Origin of the sequence: Halanaerobium saccharolyticum (assembly GCF_003259895.1) — a bacterium.
Lineage (GTDB): Bacteria > Bacillota > Halanaerobiia > Halanaerobiales > Halanaerobiaceae > Halanaerobium > Halanaerobium saccharolyticum_A.
The window spans coordinates 14,375-35,829 of record NZ_QLME01000023.1 but is presented as its reverse complement, the minus strand read 5'-3'; the positions used below and the strand labels follow the sequence as shown (position 1 = coordinate 35,829).

Here is a 21,455-nt window from a genome sequence, read left to right as displayed (position 1 = left end):
CCTATAAAATTTTCAAAAACCTGCCGGGAGGCGGGTTTTTCTGTTCTGTTATGTGATATCCTGGAATAATTTTGGTTTTAGATCAAAATAGGGGTGTTCATTGGTGTAGACTTTATGCTATAATCAAAATAGTAATTTAACATTTATAAATAAATTTTCTGGAATTGGAGGCGATAAAGATTAACAATTATGATGTCCTGGGAAGTCTGAATAATTTACAGCACTGGATGCTGCTTAATCATAAAAGTCATAAACTTATTTATTTAATTGGACTTTTGTTTTTAGCAGCGTTTATAATTAAGACCATAACAGATAAGTTTAGAATTCCCAGTATAGTTGGTTACATACTTTTAGGAACAATGTTCAGCCAGAGTGTGGTTAGAAGCTTTTCCTTTTTACCTAAAGAATTTTTAGCCTGGCACAGTTATTTACTTAATACCCTGAATTTTATTACCGTTCTGGCCGTATCCTTTATTTCTTTTGGCATAGGAACATCTTTATACATAAAAATATTAAAACAGTTAGAATTCGAATTAACCTTGATTGTTATTTTCGAATCAATAGGTGCCTTTGTGTTAGTCTCAGGAATAATGCTTTTATTAGGGAAAGATCTTTTTGTGGCGATTTTATTTGGAACCATCGCAACAGCTACAGCTCCCGCAGCGACAGTAATGGTTTTAAAAGAGTATGGTATACCGGGAGAGTTTTCAGCAACCTTAATGGTTGTTCTTGCTCTAGATGAATTTCTTGCCTTACTGATCTTTTCTTTTATGGAGCCCTTATCCTATATCCTGGCTTCTCCAGAATTGGAATTAACTATAACTAATATGTTGATTGAACCTTTAGTTAGAGTTGCTGCAGCAATTTTACTGGGATTTGTACTTGGTTATATTTCTCAGCATTTAATGATCAGATGTGATTCAGAAAGCAGAAAAATACTGTTAATACTGGCGACAATAATCGGTACTACTGCAGCAGCAGTCTTTTTACATATTTCACCTTTATTTGCCAATTTGACTGTAGGTTTTGTTTATAGAAATATACCTAAAAGGAGACTAAATGTTTCAGACAAAATAGATATTCTTACTGTACCTCTACTTGCAACATTCTTTATTCTTGCTGGAACTAAAATAGATATTAGTAATTTGTTTAACAAAAGTTTTTTGATTATCGCTTTTGCTTATACCCTGATGAGGATTATAGGTAAAGTTGGGGGAGCTCATTTAGGAGCTAAACTCTCATCTGCGCCTAAACATGTTGAAGATTATATTGGTTTTGGTCTCATACCGCAGATAGGAATCACAATAGATCTGGCCTTTATAATTCAAAAAGATTTTATCCATATACCAGGTGATGTTGCCAATATTTCCATGTTGATTTTAAATGTAATCTTGTTTACTTCAATTTTTACAGAAATCTTTGGTTCTCTGGCAACCGAATATGCTTTAATTAAATCAGATGAGATGAAATCGAAAGTCAGCTGGAGTTTTTTGAAGGGAGAATAATTTTGCTAAGTATTATAATTGGTTTTATAATCTTAATGACACTGATAATTTTAAAGGTGAGTATAGTCGTTGCGGCCCCCTTATCATCGGCTGTAATTTTATATTTAAATAATTTAAAGATTTTAGAAATACTTAATAGCCAGTATCTGCCCGGATTTGCGAGTTTTGTTGAGGACTACATATTCATATTTTTATTGGGTGCTATTTTAGGTAAAGTCATGGAAGAATCAGATGATGCAACCTCAATTGGCGAGTTTGTTTTGGATGTCTTATCCTACAGATATGCCGCAGTAGGTATCTTTTTTGCCAGTGTACTTTTATCTATTGGTGGTATTTCTGCATTTGTATTAATTTTTACCATTTATCCAATTGCAAAACAGGTTTTCGAAGAAGCTGGTCTACCCAAATCACTAATTATTGCTTCTATTGCAGGCGGTAATGTAATAGTAGGTCTATCTCTACCGGGTAGTCCTCAGGTTCATAATTTAATTATGATGGACTATTTAAATACATCTGCACTGGCTGGTTTTGGTTTAGGCCTGGCAGGAATTTCTGCCGGTTCAGCTGCTGCAATTGCTTATTTGAGATATAGAAGCAGATCGATGTTGGCTGAGAGTAATAATCTGAATGACAGCATCTTAAAAAAACCTGAACTGTCTAAGTTATTTAATTTTTTGACTGCGATGCTTCCACTATTAACAGTATTTATTTTTCTGGCAGTTTTGTCAGAGCCGCCAGTAATTGCTCTTCTGCTTGGAGTTGTGCTTTCGATAATTAAAAATTTCAGGAAGATTGATTTGCTGGAAATTTTAAATGAGAGTATTTCAAATGCTATTTTGCCTTTAATGTTTGCAGCCTCTGCAATGGGATTTGGCCAGGTTATTTCCTCACTGCCGGTCTTTAAAGAATTTTTGCAGACTTTATTAAATCTGCCGTTGAACCCTTATTTGTTGATTGGGATAATCACAAATATTGCAGCTGGATTATTGGGCAGTGCCTCAGGAGGAATGCTTTTAACTTTAAGTACAGTCGGAGAAAATATTGTGCAGCTTGTTGATCCGGAAAAACTACATAGAATTGTAATTATTGCTTCAACAGGTCTTGATACTCTGCCTCATAACAGTGCTTATCTGGCAATGCTTGCTTATACTGGTCTTAAATTTAGAGATACATATTTTGATTATTTTATTGTCACTGTTTTAGCAACATTAATTTCTTTTGCAGTTGCTCTGGGCTATGCAGTAAGTTTTTAGATATTATTTATTGTATACGCTAGGTACCAGGTATCTAAATCGATTTATGGTACCTGGTACCAAAAAATATGGTACCAACAAAAAGAGGAGTGAGCTAAATGAAGTCAATTCGCAAGTACTTATATTTTAACACAGAAGAGAGAGTTGAGCTGATTAATATTACTAATCAGGTGCGAGAGGTTTTAAACGAAAGTGGAATTCAGGAGGGCTTATGTCTGGTAAACGCAATGCATATTACAGCCAGTGTTTTTATCAATGATGACGAAAGCGGTCTGCATCAGGATTATAAAGAGTGGCTGGAAGAACTGGCTCCCCATGAGCCAATTTCGCAGTATGCTCATAATGGCTTTGAAGAAAATGCAGATGCTCATCTAAAAAGACAAATTATGGGACGAGAGGTTGTAGTTTCTGTTACAGAGGGCAAGCTTGATTTTGGTCCCTGGGAGCAGATTTTTTACGGAGAATTTGACGGCCAGCGGGAAAAAAGAGTTTTAGTTAAAATAATTGGAGAATAAAAATTATTATAAATAGAACGGAATGATATTATGGAAAAAGAAAAAAATAAAAAAGTTAAGATTAAAGAATACCTGGAGCAAATCCGCAGCAGTCTGACCAGTCAGGCTGATCCGGAAAAAGCAGAGGCAATGGCCAGTTATATGAGAGATCAATTTCCTTTTTATGGACTGCGGGCAGCTGAGAGACGTAAGATTTTAAGAAAATATATGCGGCAGGAAAATAGACCAGGATATACTCAGCTGGAGACTGTCATTAAAAAGCTCTGGCAGCTGCCGGAAAGAGAATTTCAGTATTTTGCCCAGGAATTAATTTTAAAATATCAAAATGAATATACAGAAGATATTATAAGTCTTTTTGAGTATATGATCACCCATAAATCCTGGTGGGATACAGTTGACCATATAGCAAAAAAATTGGTAGGTGAATATTTTAAGATTTTTCCTCATAAAAGGGATCAAAAAATTAAAAGCTGGCTGGATTCAGATAATATCTGGCTGCAGCGGACAGCTTTATTATTCCAGCTAGGTTATAAAGAGGAAACAGACGCCCAGCTTTTATTTGATATAATTGAAGAACTCAAAGAGATAGATGAATTTTTTATTCAGAAGGCGATTGGCTGGGCTTTACGAGAATATTCCAAGACTGAACCAATAGCAGTTGTTAAATTTGCAAACACTCATCAACTATCAACACTGTCAGAAAGAGAGGCACTAAAGGTAGTTAGAAAAAACAAATAGTCTATTATCAAATCACCTTTGAGATAAGGTGATTTTTTTAACGTTAATCTTGACAAAATAAATAGGTTTAGTTATAATAGGGATTGACTGATCTTGATAATCAGTCTCAACTAAATTTAGGAGGGCTCATTTTGTTAAATAAAAAGAAATACATAGTTTTATTTTCAATAGCTTTAATGTTTACATTTGTTTTTAGTTTTTCAGTAATGGCAGAAACAAGAGTTATAGAACATGCAATGGGAGAGACTGAGATTGAAGGAACTCCACAGAGAATTGTTACTCTTTATCAGGGAGCAAATGATGCTGCAGTTGCACTGGGCATAACTCCAGTTGGAATTGTTGAGTCCTGGGTGGAAAAACCTGTCTATAAATATTTAAGAGATGATTTAAGTCAGGTTGATCAGGTTGGTTTGGAAACTCAGCCAAATCTTGAAGAAATAAATAAATTAAATCCAGATTTAATTATTGCTTCTAAAATGAGACATGAGGATATTTATAACCTGCTTTCTCAAATTGCTCCAACAGTAATGGAAGAAAATGTTTTTCGCTATCGAGAAACTGTTAAATTAATGGGTAAGGCTGCAGGTAGAGATGAAAAAGCTGCAGAAGTTTTAGCTAATTGGGATCAGAGAGTAGCAGATTTCAGAGGAAAAATTGCAGCCAAAATGGGAGATAAGTGGCCGATTGAAGTTGCTGTGTTAAATTTTAGAGCCGATCATGCCCGTATTTATTACAGTGGTTATGCAGGTAGAATTCTAAATGAACTTGGTTTTGAACGACCAGAAAAACACAAGCAAGATATCTGGGGAGTTAAATTAACTTCCAAGGAAAGTATTACCGAAATGAATGCAGATGCCTTCTTTATTTTTATGACAGAGGATCAGGCAGTAGAAAACACCTATCAGGAATGGACAGAACATCCACTGTGGCAGAATCTTGATGCGGTTAAAAATGATCAGGTATTTAGAGTTGATCAGGTTGCCTGGAATATGGCCGGTGGAATTGAGTCAGCTCACATTATGTTGGATCAATTATACGAACACTTTGATCTGGAAGAATAAATTTAATGAAACATATCCTGCGTCACCAAAAAGCAAAACTTAATATCTTATTACTGCTGGTCGGTATTTTGCTTTTGTTTATTATTTTAAGCCTGGCTGTCGGACAGCACTTTATCTCTGTCAGCAGTGTTTATCAGGCAGTTTTCAATTATGATCAGCAGTCTACTCGACATTTGATTATTCGCTCCAGCCGCTTAAGCAGAACGGTTATTGCTCTGGCTGCAGGAGGGAGTCTGGCGGTTGCCGGTGCTTTAATGCAGGCTCTGACTGCAAATCCACTGGCTGCTCCCGGAATTTTTGGACTTAACTCAGGTGCAGTTTTCTTACTGGTAATTGCCGCTGCCTTTTTTGGAATTAATTCAATGAATATTAGTATCTGGCTTGCCTTTGCTGGTTCAATGATGGCCGGACTTTTGGTTTATTTCATCTCTTCTCTTGGTAGAAGTGGACTTTCTTCTTTAAAAATGATTCTGTCAGGGGCTGCAGTAACAGCACTTTTTCATTCCTTTACCCAGGGAATACTTGTTATTAATCAGGAAAGTTTAGAAAGTGTTTTGTTCTGGCTTTCAGGCTCAACTGCAGGTAGAGATTTAGAAATGATAATGCCTCTGCTTCCCTTTATTTTAGGTGCAGTGATTCTGGCTCTAATTCTGGCCAGAGATATCAATATTTTATTAATTGGAGAGGAAATGGCAGCCGGTCTCGGTCAGAAGACAATAGTTATTAAACTTTTACTTGGTCTGAGCATTGTTATTTTAGCAGGCAGCTCAGTTGCAGCAGCAGGAGCCATTTCTTTTATTGGTTTGATTGTTCCTCATATTGGCCGCTTTTTTGTCGGCAACAATTACCACTGGCTGATCATCTATTCCTTTATTCTGGGGGCCATGCTGCTTCTTTTAGCAGATATAATTGCTAGAATTGTAATTATGCCGCAGGAAGTCCCAATCGGTGTAATGACAGCTTTTATGGGCGCACCATTTTTTGTTTATATTGTCAGGCGGGGGTTTAAAGTTAATGACTAATGACTCAAAATTTATTTCGAAAGAAATTTTAATGATTTTGACGATGCTGGCTTTAACTCTGCTGATTTTCGTTTTTTCTCTGTCACTTGGCAGCACTTATATTTCTCCTGCGGCTGTGGTTAAACATTTTCTGCAGCTGGATCAGGGGGAATATAATTTTACTATCAATATTTTAAGACTGCCCCGGACTCTGATGGCTTTTCTGGTAGGAGCAGCATTATCAGTTTCTGGACTTATTTTACAGGCAAATATTAAAAACCCGCTGGCTTCTCCCGATATAATTGGGATTACCGGAGGAGCTTCTGCAGGAGCAATTATTTATCTCAGCTTTTTTAGCAGTAAATTTGGAATAGCCGGGCTGCCCTTTGCAGCAATCGCTGGTGCAGCAGTAATTTCATTTTTGATTTATCTTTTGGCCTGGCAGAAAGGTGTAACTTCAATCAGACTGGTTCTGATTGGAATTGGAATTGCAGCAGCAGTTGATGCTCTGGTGACGATGATCATTGTCTTCAGCCCAATCAGCACTACAGTTCAGTCCTATGTCTGGCTGACAGGAAGTATTTATGGCACAAACTGGGATGAGTTTTATCAGTTTCTGCCCTGGGTAGCAATTTTTATCCCCCTGGCCTTTGCTTTTTATAAGAGTTTAAATTTACTTGCTTTAGGTGATAAGGTGGCTGCAAGTCTGGGCTTAAATATTCAGCTTAATAGATTTTTGTTGATGACAATTAGTGTTGCCCTGGCTGGATCAGCAGTGGCCTATGCTGGTGGAGTTTCATTTATCGGTCTGATAGCACCTCATATGGCCCGGCGTATAAGTGGAAAATCATATTCAAATTTAATTATAATTTCTGCTCTAACCGGGGGAATGATTATGATGGCAGCAGATCTAATTGCCAGAACAGCTTTTTTACCCCTTGATTTACCGGCAGGAGTTTTTGTCTCTGGAATCGGGGCTCCGTTTTTTATTTACTTACTGTACAGAAATCGCAATAATTTTTAAAGGAGGTAGAACTTTGAGTATTTTAGAAACTAAAAATCTTTCACTTGCCTATGGAGAAGAAACGATAATCGATGATCTGGATCTCAAAATACCGGAAGGAAAGATAACTATCTTTATTGGTGCCAATGGTTCCGGAAAATCAACCCTTTTAAATTCAATGGCCCGGCTTTTAAAACCTGCTGCTGGTTCAGTTCAGCTTAAAGGTAAAAATATTAATCAGCTTTCTACAAAAGAAGTGGCAAGGGAAATGGCCTTTCTGCCTCAGAGCTCTACTATTCCGGAAGGGATTACTGTTCGCAAATTGGTGGAACAGGGTAGATATCCCTATCAGAAATGGTACCAGCAATTGTCAGAGGAAGACAAAGAAATTGTGGAAAAGGCTTTGGCAGATACAGGAATGGTAGAATTGGCTGAGCGAGATTTGAATTCTTTATCTGGTGGACAGAGGCAGCGAGCCTGGCTGGCAATGATTTTAGCTCAGGATACAGATACAATTTTACTTGACGAACCAACTACTTATCTTGATCTTTCTCATCAGGTTGACTTACTTGATCTCCTGTATGAGCTAAACCAAAAAGATCAGCGGACAATAGTAATGGTTTTACATGATCTTAACTTAGCCTGCCGCTATGCCGATCATATTGTTGCAGTTAAAGATAAAGGAGTTTTTGCGGAAGGAAAACCGGAAGAGATAATTGACGAACAGGTAATTAAAGAAGTCTTTGATTTAAACTGTCAGATTGTCTCTGATCCTGTATTTGGAACCCCGCTCTGTATTCCAACCGGGAAGAGTAAACTGAGTCGAGTTGTTTAAGCTTTAAGACTGCAAGGCTGCTGGTGAATTTCAGCAGCTCTGTCTTTTTCAATTTAGAAAAATTTTATTCCTAAATGCTTGAAAAATGAGAAAAATAGTGTTACAATAAACAAAATGTCCTTCGGACAATCTGTAATACATTAAGGTTAAATTTTGTTGATAGCGGAAATTATGAAACCGAAAATGTATCCATAATAAACCATTAGGTATAATTTCCTGGCTAATAAAAAAACTCAATTAAGAAAAGAGAGTGTTACTGTTAAATCAGGCATAATCTAGGAGAAAATATAAGTTCCTTAGCAATCTATATTCATTTTGGCGAGGACTTTATATTTTTTTCTAGATTTTTCTTTTTGTTATTAAAAAAGTCGATTCGTTACTTTTAGGAGGAATCAGATGTCTGTTAGAGAAAAATATAAGGTGAAGAAAATATTTAATAACAATGTAATTCTAGCAGAAAAAAATACAGAAGGACAGGAATTTATTCTCATTGCAACCGGGATCGGATTTGCCAGCAAAAAGGGAGATATCTTTACTAAAGATGATTATCAGATTAAAAAAGAGTTTATCCCATTAAAGGGAGATAAGCGGAATAATTACTTTCAACTGCTGGAAGAAGTTGACAGCAAAATCATTCAGGCAACTGAAGAGATAATTACAATGGTTAATCAGGAACTGGAAGAGGATATCAATCAGTATATCAGGATTGGCTTAACTGACCACATAGCTTTTACTCTAAAGCGGATAAAAGAAGGTCTAGAAATTATTAATCCCTTCTTAGTTGAGACCAGAACTCTTTATAAAAGAGAATATCAGCTGGCCAAAAAGGCTGTTCAGATTTTAGAGAATCGTTTTGAAATTTCAATTCCTGAAGGTGAAATTGGATTTATTGCTTTTCATATACATGGAGCCATTAATAATAGTGAGGTTTCTAAAACTGTAAAAAATACTTCGATAATCAAAAATCTGGTGGCGAAAGTAGAAGAGGAGCTGGGAGCAGAACTGGAAGATGACAGTTTAAACTATGCCAGGCTTGTTAATCATCTTCGCTTTGCGCTGGAGAGAATTGAAAGTCGAGAAAATAATGCTAATCCACTGTTAGATAATATAAAGAAAGATTTTAGCGAAACCTATGAAATTGCCAGTAAACTGGCTGAAATAATCGAATCAAGATTTGATTATCAGGTTCCAGATGATGAAAAAGGCTATCTGGCTTTACATCTGCACCGCTTGAAAAGAGATTTTAATTAGAGCTTTAATATAAAGGTTAAATTAAGAAAATGGATCTTTATTGAATTAATAACAATAAAATATTCGCTGAGGCATGTTACTGTTAAATCAGGCAAGAGCCGAAGAGAAACTATTACTGAACCATGGGAGTAGTAGATTCTCTTCGGCTTTTCTATTGCTTATAGAATTTTAAAAATAAAATTACAGTTAAGACTGTAATTTTCACATAGATGGGGAAAGCAGCTTAGGTTAAAAAGCTGCTGGCAAAATTTTTAAAAACTATTAATAAAAAATAGGAGGAGATTTAAATGAAAAAGATTTTTTCGAACTTACAGAAGATAGGTAAATCATTGATGCTTCCCATAGCAGTTTTACCTGCTGCAGCACTGCTGCTCAGACTTGGCGCCGGGGATGTTTTTGATATTCCGTTTGTAATGGCCGCTGGTTCTGCAATTTTTGATAATCTGGCCTTATTATTTGGGATTGGGGTTGCAGTTGGGATTGCCCATGATAGTTCTGGAGCAGCCGGACTGGCAGGTGCAGTCAGTTATTTTGTGATCACCAATGCAACACAGTCTATTAACTCTGATATTAATATGGGAGTTTTAGCCGGTATTATAGGGGGACTTCTGGCAGGATATTTATATAACCGCTATCATGATATTGAGCTGCCTGACTTTTTAGGATTTTTTGGTGGTAAACGCTTTGTCCCCATTGTTACTGGCGCAGCAAGTGTAGTATTAGCAGGTGTTTTTGGTTATATCTGGCCCCCGATTCAGAATGTTATTCAGATGACAGGGGAGTGGATTATTAATGCAGGTCCAATTGGTGTTTTTGTTTATGGATTTTTAAATAGATTACTAATTCCGGTTGGTTTACACCATGTATTAAACAGTTTTATCTGGTTTGTTTTTGGTGAATTTACAACTGCTGCCGGAGAAGTTGTAACAGGTGATCTTTCCCGTTTCTTTGCTGGTGATCCATCTGCTGGATTTTTTATGTCAGGCTTTTTTCCGATGATGATGTTTGGTCTGCCGGCTGCAGCTTTAGCAATGTACCATTCCGCTAAACCAGAAAACAAAAAAGCAGTCAGCGGTATCTTTTTAAGTGTAGGTTTAACTGCATTTTTGACAGGAATTACAGAGCCAATTGAATTTGCGTTTATGTTCCTGGCCCCGGTATTATATGTTATTCATGCTGGTTTAACAGGTTTATCGATGGTTGTAACTTATGTTTTAGGAATTCAGCACGGTTTTGGATTTTCAGCTGGTGCAATTGATTACTTTTTAAATTATGGACTGGCCACAAAACCATTTTTAATTATACCGCTGGGAATTGCAGCCTTTGTAATTTATTATTCCCTTTTCCGTTTTGTTATTGAAAAGTTTGATATTCCTACCCCGGGTAGAGCAGAAGCTGAAGCTGGTGCAAATAGTGTAAGTGTAATGCCAGATTCACAACAGAAAACAGCGAATAATGCTGAAAGCACACAGGCAGAAATTACAAAAGCCAGTCAATATATTGATGCTTTAGGTGGGGCTGAAAATATAAATAGTATTGATGCCTGTATCACCAGACTGAGACTGGAAGTTAAAGATTCTTCCAGGTTGGATGAAAACAAATTAAAACAGCTGGGAGCCACTGGAGTTTTAAAAGCTAATAAGAATAATGCTCAGGTGGTTGTGGGAACAAAAGCAGAATTGATCGCAGAAAAAATAAAGAAAGAATTAAAACAATAAATGATAATTTAAAGACGCCTATATTTCTATAGGCGTCTTTTGATTATAATTAAATCTTAGATAGTTTAATATAACTTATTCAGTTTTCTAAATGATTCAACCAGTTCCTCAGGAATATCACTGGAAGTTATTACTTTGTCGATTTCTTCAATCGCTGCAAACTGCGAAAGCCCAACTTCATTGATCGCTGTGACTTTAGCCAGGATATATATTTCTTCAGATTTTTTTACCATATTTTGTTTGGTTTCACTTTCCAGTTCATTTACTTCGGTCGCCCCATGTTTAACTGAGACTCCCTTGCAGGACAGAAAAGCTTTATTGGCATTATAGTTTTTAATATTTGTATTTGTTAGCGGGCCAACAAAAGAAAGTGAATTTCTCCTCAGCATACCTCCGGTAGAAATTACAGTAATATCTTCATTTTTAGAAAGCTCGGTGACAATTGTATTAGAATTAGTGATTACAGTGATGTTCTGCAGCTCAAGTATTTCCTCTGCTAGATAAAAAGCACTCGTGCTTGCATCCAGAAAAACAGTGTCTCCATCTTTAATTATGGAAGCAGCTTTTTTCGCTATTTCTTTTTTTTCTTTTTTATTTTTATCTTTTCGAATATTAAAGGACAATTCCTGATGATTATCTACCGCTACAGCTCCCCCATGAGTTCTTTTTAAGACTCCCTGCTGTTCGAGTTTATCTAAATCAGATCTAATTGTTTCAGTTGTAACATCAAGTGTTTCGCTTAATTCATTTACCTTGACTATATTATCCTGATTTATCAATTCTATAATTTTTTGTCTTCTTTCTTCGGCTAACATATTAATAACCCCTTTATTTGCTTTTTTCAATTATAACATAAAAACAAAAAAAATAAAATAATTATGATTCAGTTTGAAGATAATCAGGCAATATTGTGAGAAAAGATTGACAAATTTCTGCTTTTATAATAAAATAAAAATATAACAAAGCAAAAACAGATAAAACAAAGGGGTGAGTTATTTGGAAAGATCTGCTTTAGCTGTCGATATAGGTGCTTCAAGCGGCAGAGTTTTACTGGGTGAACTTAAAAACAAAAAAATAGAGCTCAAAGAAATTCATAGATTCAAAAATAAGATAATTAAGAAAAAAAATTCTAAAAATCAGCAGGAAGACTGCTGGGATATTGACCATTTATTTAAAGAAATTATTAATGGTTTAGAAAAAGCAGCAGCCAAAAATATTGAAGCAGCAAGTGTTGGTATTGATACCTGGGCAGTAGATTTTGTGCTTTTAGATAAAGAAGACAACAGGCTGGGGAATGCTGTTTCCTATCGTTCTCACCGGACTGATGGATTAATGGATCAGGTATTTAAAAAGATAACACGGGAAGAAATATATAAGCGGACGGGAATTCAATTTTTACAGTTTAATACAATTTATCAGTTATATTATTTAGCTCAAAACGAAAAAGAACTGCTTGCTCAGGCAGAAGATTTTTTGATGATTCCTGATTATCTAAATTTTCTTTTGAGTGGTACAAAAGCAAATGAGTACACTAATGCTAGCAGTACTCAACTATTCAATATTGAAAATAATGACTGGGATCATAAACTGCTGGAAAAGTTGAAAATACCGGAAAATATTTTTCATAAACCTGTAGAACCTGGAACTAAACTGGGTCAATTAAAAAAATCAGTGGCCGAAAAAACTTCTTTTAGTGATTTAGAAGTGATTGTTCCTGCTGCTCATGATACTGCTTCGGCTGTGGCAGCGGTTCCGGCTGTTGACCATGATTTTGCCTATCTTAGTTCTGGGACCTGGTCCCTAATGGGAATTGAATCAGATCAGGCTTTAGTCAACAAAAAGGCTTTAGCCTATAATTTTACCAATGAAGGTGGAGTTAATGATACCTTTAGATTTTTAAAAAACATTATGGGCTTATGGTTGATTCAGGAAGTCAAAAGAGAGCTGGATGATAAGTACAGCCACGGTCAGCTGGTTGAATTGGCTGCAGAAGCTGCAGCTTTTAAATTTATAATTGACCCCAATGATGATCGTTTTTTAAATCCCGAAAGCATGATAGAAGCGATTAAGTCATTTTGTCAGGAGACAGGTCAGAGCAGACCGGAGACTGTTGGCGAAATAGCGCGGGCGATTTTTGAGAGTCTTGCTTTTGAATATAAATTGGTAATTGAGCAGCTAGAGGAAGTTTCGCAAAAAGAAATCAATAAACTACATATTATTGGTGGAGGAGTAAAAAATGAATTTTTAAATCAGATGATTGCTGATCTAACAGGGCTGGAAGTTTATGCTGGCCCGGTAGAAGCTACTGCTATCGGTAATCTGTTAATTCAGTTTAAAGCTAATAACTGGATTTCTGATTTGAAGGAAGGCAGAGAAATTGTTAAAAATTCATTTGCAATAAAAAGGTATAAAATTAATGATAGTGCTGCTGATTATGATGCAGCCTGGGATCGATTTAGGAAATTAAAAAGTATAAATGGAGGTAATTAATTATGGTAAAAGAAAGTTCAGTCGAAAAAGCATATCAGCTTGCTCAAGAGAGATATTCAGAACTTGGAGTTGATACTGATCAAATTATTGAAAAAATGAACGAGCTGGCAATTTCTATGCCCTGCTGGCAGGGTGATGATATTAATGGCTTTGAAAAAAGTGAGCATGCACTTTCAGGGGGAATTGATGTCACTGGTAATTATCCCGGTAAAGCCAGAAATATCTCAGAATTAAGAAATGATATGGAAAAAGCTTTATCCTTAATCCCGGGTCAGCATAGAGTTAACCTGCATGCAATCTATTTAGACACCGATCAGGCTGTAGATAGAGATGAGATCAAGCCCGAACATTTTGCCGGCTGGGTTGATTGGGCTAAAGAAAATGGACTGGGGCTGGATTTTAATCCAACCTGTTTTTCCCATCCAAAAAGTGATGATGGCTTTACTTTAAGTCACCCCGATCAGGAAATTAGAGATTTCTGGATTGAACACTGCCAGGCTTCACGCAAAATTGGAGAGTATTTTGGAAAGGAACTTGATGATACAGCTGTCACAAATATCTGGATCCCTGATGGATACAAAGATATGCCGGTTGACAGACTTGCTCCACGCAAACGACTAAAAGATTCCCTGGATAAAATTTTTAAGCAGGATATTGACAGTCAGTATAATCTTGATGCTGTAGAAAGCAAGTTATTTGGAATCGGTTCAGAATCATATGTTACAGGTTCTTACGATTTTTATTTAAGTTATGCTCTCCAGAATGAAAAGCTGCTCTGTCTGGATACAGGACATTTCCATCCAACTGAAAATGTCTATGATAAAATTTCTACTTCCTTATTATATTTAGATGAGATTTTACTGCACATAACAAGATCAGTCAGATGGGACAGCGATCATGTTGTTGCCTTTGATGATAAGTTAAATAAAGTGGTAGAAGAAATAATCCGTAATGACTTTTTAGATAGAGTCCATGTCGGTCTTGATTTCTTTGATGCCAGTATTAATAGAACTGCAGCCTGGGTAATTGGAATGCGGAATACCCAGAAAGCATTTTTAAGATCAATGCTGGAACCGACAGCTCAATTAAAAGAATTTGAAAACGAGGGTGACTTTACTTCTCGTCTGGCCTTAATGGAAGAATATAAAACTTATCCTTTTAATGCAGTCTGGGATTATTACTGTCTTAAAAATGAAGTACCTGTTGGTAGTGACTGGCTGGCTGAAATTAAAGAATACGAAAAAGATGTACTATTAAAAAGAGACTAAGCAAAAAATTTAGAAATAGGTGATTAAATGTCAAAGAATATTTTAGAAGCAGATTTTTTGAATAAAATGCGCGAAATCATCAATTATATGTGGGAAAAAGGTTGGGATGAGCGTAATGGTGGTAATGTAAGCTATAGATTAACTGAAAAAGAAGTAAAAGATTATGTAGATACTGAAAAAATTAAAGAAAAATTCGAGCTGGAAGCAGCAATACCCGGCCTGGCTGGAGAATTTTTTCTGGTTACAGGTTCCGGTAAATATTTTATGAATGTAAGCAAAAAGCCTGAAAACAACCTCGGAATAATTAAAATTAATCAGGATGGTAGTGGTTACTCTCTGCACTGGGGATATGAAAATGGCGGTCAGCCAACCAGTGAGTTAGCAGCCCATCTTTTATCACATCAGGCCAGAATGCAGGTGACTGATAATCAAAATCGGGTAGTGATGCATACTCATGCAACTAATTTAATTGCACTGACCTATGTTTTAGAACTGAATTCAAAAACCTTTACCCGCAAATTATGGGAAATGAGTACAGAATGTCTGGTAGTTTTTCCAGAAGGGGTTGGAATTCTTCCCTGGCTGGTACCGGGTACAGAAAAAATTGGCGAAAAAACAGCTGAGTTAATGAAAAAGCATCCAATTGTTATCTGGCCTTTCCACGGTGTTTTTGGTACAGGTAAAAGTTTAGATGAGGCTTTTGGTTTAATTGATACAGCAGAAAAAGCAGCTGATATTTTAGTTAAAGTTAATTCAATGGGTGGGGCAAATAAAGGAATTACAGATCAGGAGTTTAAAGATCTGGCAGCAAGATTTGGTGTTGAACCAATGGCAGGAGTTTTAGAATAGAAGATAACTGGCCTGCAGATTAAATTAGGTGGGCCAGTTTTAAAATAACTTAGAAAGTGAATTAATTAACTAAGCGAATTTCATAAAAATAAGCCTTGATATAACAAAGTTTTTAGTGATATAAAAAGGGCTTCACCCCATCTTGTCGAATTTAATAGTAGCACCCAAAAAACTCGAAAGAAGGTGAAGCCCTATTAATAATATTCGACAAGAGTGTCTCTTTCCCTTTGAAGAATTAGTAAATTTATCGGAAACAGACAAATTAATTTGTATTTTAGATCCTATTGATCTTAAACCTTTAGTTGAAAAAATAAAACCTAAGTCTAATAAAGGACCAACTGGATATAATCCAGAAGCTATTTTAAGAGCTTTTCTGGTCCAACAGATTGAAAAGATTCCTACCAGAGCAGACTTAGTAATCAAAATTGATAGAAGTCCATACCTCAGATATGTTTGCGGTTTTTCTACCACTGGCAGGGTGCCCAGTGAAGCAACTTTTAGCCGCTATTACAGCAAATTATCCGAGACTGATGGAGCTGAAATTTTAATGAATAATCTTTTAGATCAAAGTATAGAACTTGATTTATTAGATACTGAGACAATGGCTATTGATGCTTCAAAACTGGAAGCTTATGAACGAGCTAAGCCAAAGTCAAAGATAGACAAGGAAAATGATTTTACCCCTGATTGGGGTACTAAATTCGACTCTCATAAAAATCAGATAACCTGGTTTGGCTGGAAGATACATGCTGCAGTTGAAACTAAATCAGAATTACCGATTGCTTTAACTTTAACTCCAGCCAATCATGCAGATAAAACCCAGGCAATACCTTTAGTTGAAAAGGTTAATGACTTTTTAGCTGAAAGAGATTTGATTAAACCAAAATATTGGACTATGGATTCAGGTTATGATACTACTGATATCTATGAGCATATTCTCTTTGAGCAGGATTCTCAGGCCATTATCCCGATCAACAAGCGTAATGCTAAACAGCCACCAGCTGGTTTCTATGATTTTAAAGGAACACCAGTCTGCAGTGGTGGACATAAAATGTATTACTGGGGTCATTACAAGGGAGTCAACAAATTTAGATGCCCACATGTATGTGGTAAAGTTGATTGTATTCACGGAACTAAGTGGTGTTCTGACAGCAATTACGGTCAGGTAACTAAAACAAGACCAAAAGAAAATCCAAGATATATATCAACTCCACATAGAGATTCTAGAACCTGGAGAAAGATCTACAACAAAAGAACCAGTGTTGAAAGAACTTTTTCCAGACTAAAAGAGCATCTAAATTTAGAGAACTTAACTGTAATGGGAGCCAAAAAAGTTAAAACTCATTTGCTATTAAGTTCTATCAGTTTGATAGCTGCAAGAATTGCAGCCGAGAAAATCAAGCTTCAAAATCAGACTTTAGCTGCTTAAAAAGCATTTTAAAGCAAGATTTTAAGATACCCAAGCTAAGTGCGTCTAAATTTAGCAGTAAATCTATGGTAAATCATTAAAATCTACAATTTCAAGTCAAAAGGCTTATTTTTATGATTCGCAGACAATATTTTTTTGAATCAAACTAAATTAAGCGTATTATGAAATTCGCTTAACTAATATTTTAAAGGAGGAATTTTAATGTTAGAAAGCAGAACTTTGTATTGGCCGTCAACAACTTTTATTGGACCTGGTGCGATTAAGGATATGGGACAGGCGCTTCAGTCACGAGACTTTAAAAAGGCTCTAGTTGTAACTGATCAGGTATTAAACGAGATTGGCATAGTTGATAAAATAACAGCTGTTTTAGCTGAAAACTCAATTGATTATGTTGTCTTTGATCAGGTGCAGCCAAATCCAACTACTAAGAATGTCAATGATGGTTTAGCGGTTTTAAAGGAAAATGATTGTGATTTTATTCTTTCCTTAGGTGGTGGCTCACCACAGGATGCAGCTAAAGGAATTGGAATCTTAGCGACAAATGGTGGAAATATTAAAGATTATGAGGGAATAGATCAATCAGATAATAAGTCATTACCTATTGTAGCAGTCAATACCACTGCCGGAACAGCCAGTGAGGTAACAATTAATTATGTAATTACAAACGAAGACACTCATATCAAAATGGTAATGGTGGACAAAAACTCTCTGGCAGAAATTGCAGTTAGTGACCCGAAATTAATGACTGCCAAGCCAGCAGATTTAACTGCAGCGACCGGAATGGATGTTTTGACTCATGCTGTAGAAGCTTATGTTTCAGAAGGAGCTTTTCGTTTGAGTGATAAATTGGCTTTAGAATCAATTGAACTGGTTGGAGAAGCCCTGAGAGATGCGGTAGAAAACGGTGATGATTTAGAAGCAAGATCTAAAATGGCTTATGCTTCCTACATAGCTGGAATGTCATTTAATAATGCAGGTTTAGGTTATGTACATTGTATGGCTCACCAGCTGGGAGGAATGTATGATTTACCACATGGAGTCTGTAATGCAGTTTTACTGCCCCATGTAGAAGAATATAATTCTAAAAATACCGGTGATAAACTGAGAAATGTTGCTCAGGCACTGGGTAAAGATGTAGAAGGACTTTCTACAGTAGAGGCAAATCAGGCTGCAATTGAAGCTATTAAGGAATTGTCCAGTGATATTGGGATTCCTGCCGGTCTAGAAGAACTGGGAGTTAAAGAAGAAGATCTGGAAGAAATGGCTAAAAATGCACTAAATGATGTCTGTAAGGGAACTAATCCTCGCGAGGTAGATCTGGAAGCAACAATCGAGATTTATAAGAGGGCAATGTAAATTTAAAGTAATAACTGGCTCACTAGTTTAAATTAGTGAGCCAGTTAAACAAGAAAAACAAAAATAAATAAAGAATATATTGAATTTTAACAAAAGATAAGTTATAATAAATACAGATTAAATAAAACAAAACAAAGCAAAGTAGGAACTGAAAATTGTAAGACTATGCATTTATAATTTTAATTTTTTGAAAAATATCAATTTTAAAACGGGGTGCTAAGATGCAGAGATTTGGATTCAAATTATTTCTAAAAGATGAAAGTACAACTGAAGAATATAAAAAAAGACATGATCAAATCTGGCCTGAAATGCTGGAGGTTTTAGATAAGGCTGGTATTAAAAATTATTCCATCTGGAATTCTGGCAGAGAACTATTTGGCTATTATGAATGTCAGGATGGTGAATATGCAGATAGAATCCAGGCAGAAAGCGAAATAGTCGCTAAATGGAATCATTATATGGAAGATCTGCTGGTCAGTGAGGAGAATGAAGAAGGAAAATTAGTTCCCGTTATTGAGCCGATGGAATTGATGTTTTATAAGAAATAAAGAGCCAATTAATTTATCCTGATTAATGAGTTTAATTGTAATAATTTTCTGGAATTTATTTTTCTGGCAATACCCGGCAGGATAAGGAGTGAGAGAATAATGTCTGATCAATACATACTTGAGTTAAAAAATATTACTAAAAAATTTCCTGGTGTTAAAGCATTAGATAATGTAAATTTTCAGTTAAAAGCTGGAGAAATCCATGCCTTAATGGGAGAAAATGGAGCTGGTAAATCAACTTTTATTAAAGTTATTACTGGTGTTCATCAGCCAAATGAAGGTGAGATTTATCTTAATGGAGAAAAAATTGAAATTAATGATCCCAATGATTCTAAAGCCCTTGGTATAGCTGCAATTTATCAGCATGCTACCAGCTATCCCCACCTCAGTGTCACTGAAAACATTTTTATGGGGCATGAAAAAATAGATTCTAGAACTAAAAGAATTATGTGGGGAGATATGCATCAAGCAGCTGCTAAACATCTACAGGAGTTGGGGGCGGATTTTGATCCCAGAAGAAGAATGAGTACTTTAAGTGTTGCTCAACAGCAGATAGTAGAGATTGCGAAAGCTATTTCCACAAAAGCTGAAATAATCATCATGGACGAGCCAACAGCCTCACTAACCAAAACGGAAAGTGAAGATCTATACATAATCACAGAAAAATTACAGAAAATTGGTACATCAATAATCTTTATTTCACATCGTTTTGAAGATATGTACCGGCTTGCTGATAGAGTTACAGTCTTGAGAGATTCTAAATATATTGGGACCTGGGGAGTAAATGAAGTTTCAAATAAAGATTTAATTAAGGCTATGGTGGGAAGAGAAATAAATCAGCTGTTTCCAAAAACAGAAAAAGAAATTGGTAAAGAGATAATGCGAGTCGAAAATTTGAGCCGCAAAGGATATTTTAAAGATATCTCCTTTGCTTTAAATGAAGGAGAAATTCTTGCTGTAACCGGGCTTGTTGGAGCAGGAAGGACAGAATTATGTGAATCGTTATTTGGAATCAAGGAATATGATAGTGGAATAATTTATTTTGAAAATAAGGAAGTTGAAATTAAAGAAGTTGAAGATGCAATGAATCTCGGGATAGGATATTTACCCGAAGATCGGCAGGAACAGGGATTAATTCTTGATTGGGAATTGGATAAGAATATTAGCCTATCTGCCTTAGATAAAATATCAAATCGGGGTTGGATTGACAGAAAAAAAGAAAAAAATATGGCTAAAAGATTGGCAGAAAAGGTAAATGTTAAAGCAAGATCGATTTTTAATCTGGCCAGTCAGCTTTCTGGTGGAAATCAGCAAAAAATTGTGGTAGCTAAGCTGCTAACTTCAGATTTAAAAGTTATAATCCTGGATGAACCAACTAAGGGAGTCGATGTTGGAGCAAAATCCGCAATTTTTGAAATAATGAGTGATCTGGCAGCCCAGGGCTATGCAATTATAATGGTTTCTTCCGAGATGCCCGAAGTTTTAGGGATGGGTGACAGAATTTTAGTGATGAGAAATGGCGAAATAACAGCTGAAATGGATGTTGAAGAGGCAGACCAGGAGAAAATATTAGAAGCTGCAATGAAAGCTGAGAAATAATAAATTTGAATATTTGAGGTGAATACATATGGCTGAAAAAAGTTCTGAAAATAGAATGAGTTTAGAAAGAATTCAACAAATTCGAGAATTTAGTTTAATTGGCTTTATTATCATTCTTTCTATCTTTGTCCAATTCCGCAACAGCAATTTTTTAACAATGGCTAACCTGGACGATCTTTTAACAAATACGGCTATTTTATCAATTTTAGCTGTGGGAATGATGATGGTTATAATTACCAGAGGTATTGATTTATCGATTGGTGCTACTTTAGCGCTATCGGGTATGCTGACCTCGATGCTGGTATCCGTCTATCCAGCACTACATCCCCTGGCTGCATTATTAATTGGAACTTTAATTGGATTTGTAAGTGGATCAATAATTGGGCTTTTAGTAGCAAAGTTTAATATTCTTCCGATCATTGCTACTCTGGGTATGATGAATGTCTTTAGAGGTATTACTTTTTTGATAAGTGGGGGTAAATGGGTCAGCGCTTATCAGATGTCAGATAGTTTTAAATCTATTTCTACAGGCAGCATTTTAGGAATCAATAATCTAATTGTAATATCAATTTTTATTTATCTTGTATTTTATTATTTTATAAATTATACCCGTACCGGTCGTAAAATTTATGCAGTAGGAAGCAGCCCCAAATCAGCAAAAGTAAGTGGGATAAATGTTACTAAAATTACCTGGCTGGTTTATTCTATTATGGGTTCACTTGCTGGTTTATCCGGAGTGCTCTGGGTTTCAAAATTTGCTTCAGCACAGAGTAATACTGCTTCTGGCTATGAACTAAATGTTATTGCCGCCTGTGTTATTGGTGGGATTAGTATTGCTGGAGGAGAGGGTAAGGTTACCGGCCTTTTATCTGGAGTGCTTCTTTACGGGATTTTAGAAAATGCTTTACCAATGATTAATGTTTCTCCCTTCTGGCAGAACGCAATTCAGGGTGCAGTAATCCTGATTGCGGTAGTAGTTAGTGCCTTAATAAAAAGAAAAACTGGTAGTTCTAACAAAATAAGGAGGGAAGATTAA

At 35.9% G+C, this 21,455-nt stretch carries 19 protein-coding genes; 18 read left to right on the top strand and 1 reads right to left on the bottom strand.

Annotated features, from left to right (window positions below; translation table 11 throughout):
* The first annotated feature begins 164 nt into the window (after positions 1-164).
* From C7958_RS12515 to nagE, 10 genes are all read left to right on the top strand, one after another.
* Positions 165-1,505: a cation:proton antiporter gene (locus C7958_RS12515; protein WP_243834349.1), complete on the top strand. Its 1,341-nt coding sequence runs from the start codon at positions 165-167 to the stop codon at positions 1,503-1,505.
* A 2-nt stretch (positions 1,506-1,507) separates the two neighbouring features.
* The gene (locus C7958_RS12510; RefSeq protein ID WP_111573016.1) at positions 1,508-2,758 is read left to right on the top strand and encodes a GntP family permease; all 1,251 of its coding nucleotides are present in this window, start codon (positions 1,508-1,510) and stop codon (positions 2,756-2,758) included.
* A gap of 98 nt (positions 2,759-2,856) precedes the next feature.
* The gene (locus C7958_RS12505; protein WP_111573015.1) at positions 2,857-3,273 is read left to right on the top strand and encodes a secondary thiamine-phosphate synthase enzyme YjbQ; all 417 of its coding nucleotides are present in this window, start codon (positions 2,857-2,859) and stop codon (positions 3,271-3,273) included.
* Positions 3,274-3,303: 30 nt separating this feature from the next.
* A complete protein-coding gene (locus tag C7958_RS12500) occupies positions 3,304-4,011 on the top strand; it encodes a DNA alkylation repair protein (RefSeq protein WP_111573014.1) in 708 nt (235 codons plus the stop codon).
* Positions 4,012-4,187: 176 nt separating this feature from the next.
* Positions 4,188-5,072, top strand: a complete 885-nt coding sequence (locus C7958_RS12495) for an ABC transporter substrate-binding protein (RefSeq protein ID WP_111573033.1) — start codon at positions 4,188-4,190, stop codon at positions 5,070-5,072.
* 5 nt (positions 5,073-5,077) lie between these two features.
* Positions 5,078-6,094 carry a FecCD family ABC transporter permease gene (locus C7958_RS12490; RefSeq protein WP_111573013.1) on the top strand — a complete coding sequence of 339 codons (1,017 nt, stop codon included), beginning with the start codon at positions 5,078-5,080 and terminating at the stop codon, positions 6,092-6,094.
* Complete coding sequence (locus C7958_RS12485; RefSeq protein ID WP_243834348.1) at positions 6,087-7,097, top strand: FecCD family ABC transporter permease; 1,011 nt, start codon at positions 6,087-6,089, stop codon at positions 7,095-7,097. Before C7958_RS12490 ends, C7958_RS12485 begins: the two co-directional genes overlap by 8 nt.
* A 13-nt stretch (positions 7,098-7,110) precedes the next feature.
* On the top strand, positions 7,111-7,911 hold the full coding sequence (locus tag C7958_RS12480) for an ABC transporter ATP-binding protein (protein ID WP_111573011.1): 801 nt from the start codon (positions 7,111-7,113) through the stop codon (positions 7,909-7,911).
* A 396-nt stretch (positions 7,912-8,307) separates the two neighbouring features.
* Positions 8,308-9,162 (top strand): BglG family transcription antiterminator, encoded by an 855-nt coding sequence (locus C7958_RS12475; RefSeq protein WP_111573010.1) that lies wholly within the window; start codon positions 8,308-8,310, stop codon positions 9,160-9,162.
* 287 nt (positions 9,163-9,449) lie between these two features.
* A complete protein-coding gene (nagE, locus tag C7958_RS12470; protein ID WP_111573009.1) occupies positions 9,450-10,880 on the top strand; it encodes an N-acetylglucosamine-specific PTS transporter subunit IIBC in 1,431 nt (476 codons plus the stop codon).
* A gap of 65 nt (positions 10,881-10,945) precedes the next feature.
* Here nagE and C7958_RS12465 read toward each other — a convergent pair whose 3' ends face one another.
* Positions 10,946-11,695, bottom strand: a complete 750-nt coding sequence (locus C7958_RS12465; RefSeq protein WP_111573008.1) for a DeoR/GlpR family DNA-binding transcription regulator — start codon at positions 11,693-11,695, stop codon at positions 10,946-10,948.
* Positions 11,696-11,876: 181 nt separating this feature from the next.
* Between C7958_RS12465 and rhaB the strand changes: the two genes are divergently transcribed.
* The 8 genes from rhaB to C7958_RS12425 all read left to right on the top strand — a co-directional run bounded on the left by rhaB (position 11,877) and on the right by C7958_RS12425 (position 21,455).
* Complete coding sequence (rhaB, locus tag C7958_RS12460) at positions 11,877-13,370, top strand: rhamnulokinase (RefSeq protein WP_111573007.1); 1,494 nt, start codon at positions 11,877-11,879, stop codon at positions 13,368-13,370.
* Between the two features lie 2 nt (positions 13,371-13,372).
* The gene (locus C7958_RS12455) at positions 13,373-14,638 is read left to right on the top strand and encodes an L-rhamnose isomerase (protein ID WP_111573006.1); all 1,266 of its coding nucleotides are present in this window, start codon (positions 13,373-13,375) and stop codon (positions 14,636-14,638) included.
* Between the two features lie 27 nt (positions 14,639-14,665).
* A complete protein-coding gene (gene rhaD / locus C7958_RS12450; protein ID WP_111573005.1) occupies positions 14,666-15,487 on the top strand; it encodes a rhamnulose-1-phosphate aldolase in 822 nt (273 codons plus the stop codon).
* 193 nt (positions 15,488-15,680) lie between these two features.
* Positions 15,681-16,916, top strand: coding sequence for a transposase (locus C7958_RS12445; protein WP_309250764.1), 1,236 nt, complete (start codon positions 15,681-15,683; stop codon positions 16,914-16,916).
* Positions 16,917-17,117: 201 nt separating this feature from the next.
* Positions 17,118-18,272: an iron-containing alcohol dehydrogenase gene (locus C7958_RS12440; protein WP_111573003.1), complete on the top strand. Its 1,155-nt coding sequence runs from the start codon at positions 17,118-17,120 to the stop codon at positions 18,270-18,272.
* A gap of 221 nt (positions 18,273-18,493) precedes the next feature.
* The gene (locus C7958_RS12435; RefSeq protein WP_111573002.1) at positions 18,494-18,820 is read left to right on the top strand and encodes an L-rhamnose mutarotase; all 327 of its coding nucleotides are present in this window, start codon (positions 18,494-18,496) and stop codon (positions 18,818-18,820) included.
* 99 nt (positions 18,821-18,919) lie between these two features.
* Positions 18,920-20,419 carry a sugar ABC transporter ATP-binding protein gene (locus C7958_RS12430; protein ID WP_111573001.1) on the top strand — a complete coding sequence of 500 codons (1,500 nt, stop codon included), beginning with the start codon at positions 18,920-18,922 and terminating at the stop codon, positions 20,417-20,419.
* Positions 20,420-20,447: 28 nt separating this feature from the next.
* Positions 20,448-21,455, top strand: coding sequence for an ABC transporter permease (locus C7958_RS12425; RefSeq protein ID WP_111573000.1), 1,008 nt, complete (start codon positions 20,448-20,450; stop codon positions 21,453-21,455).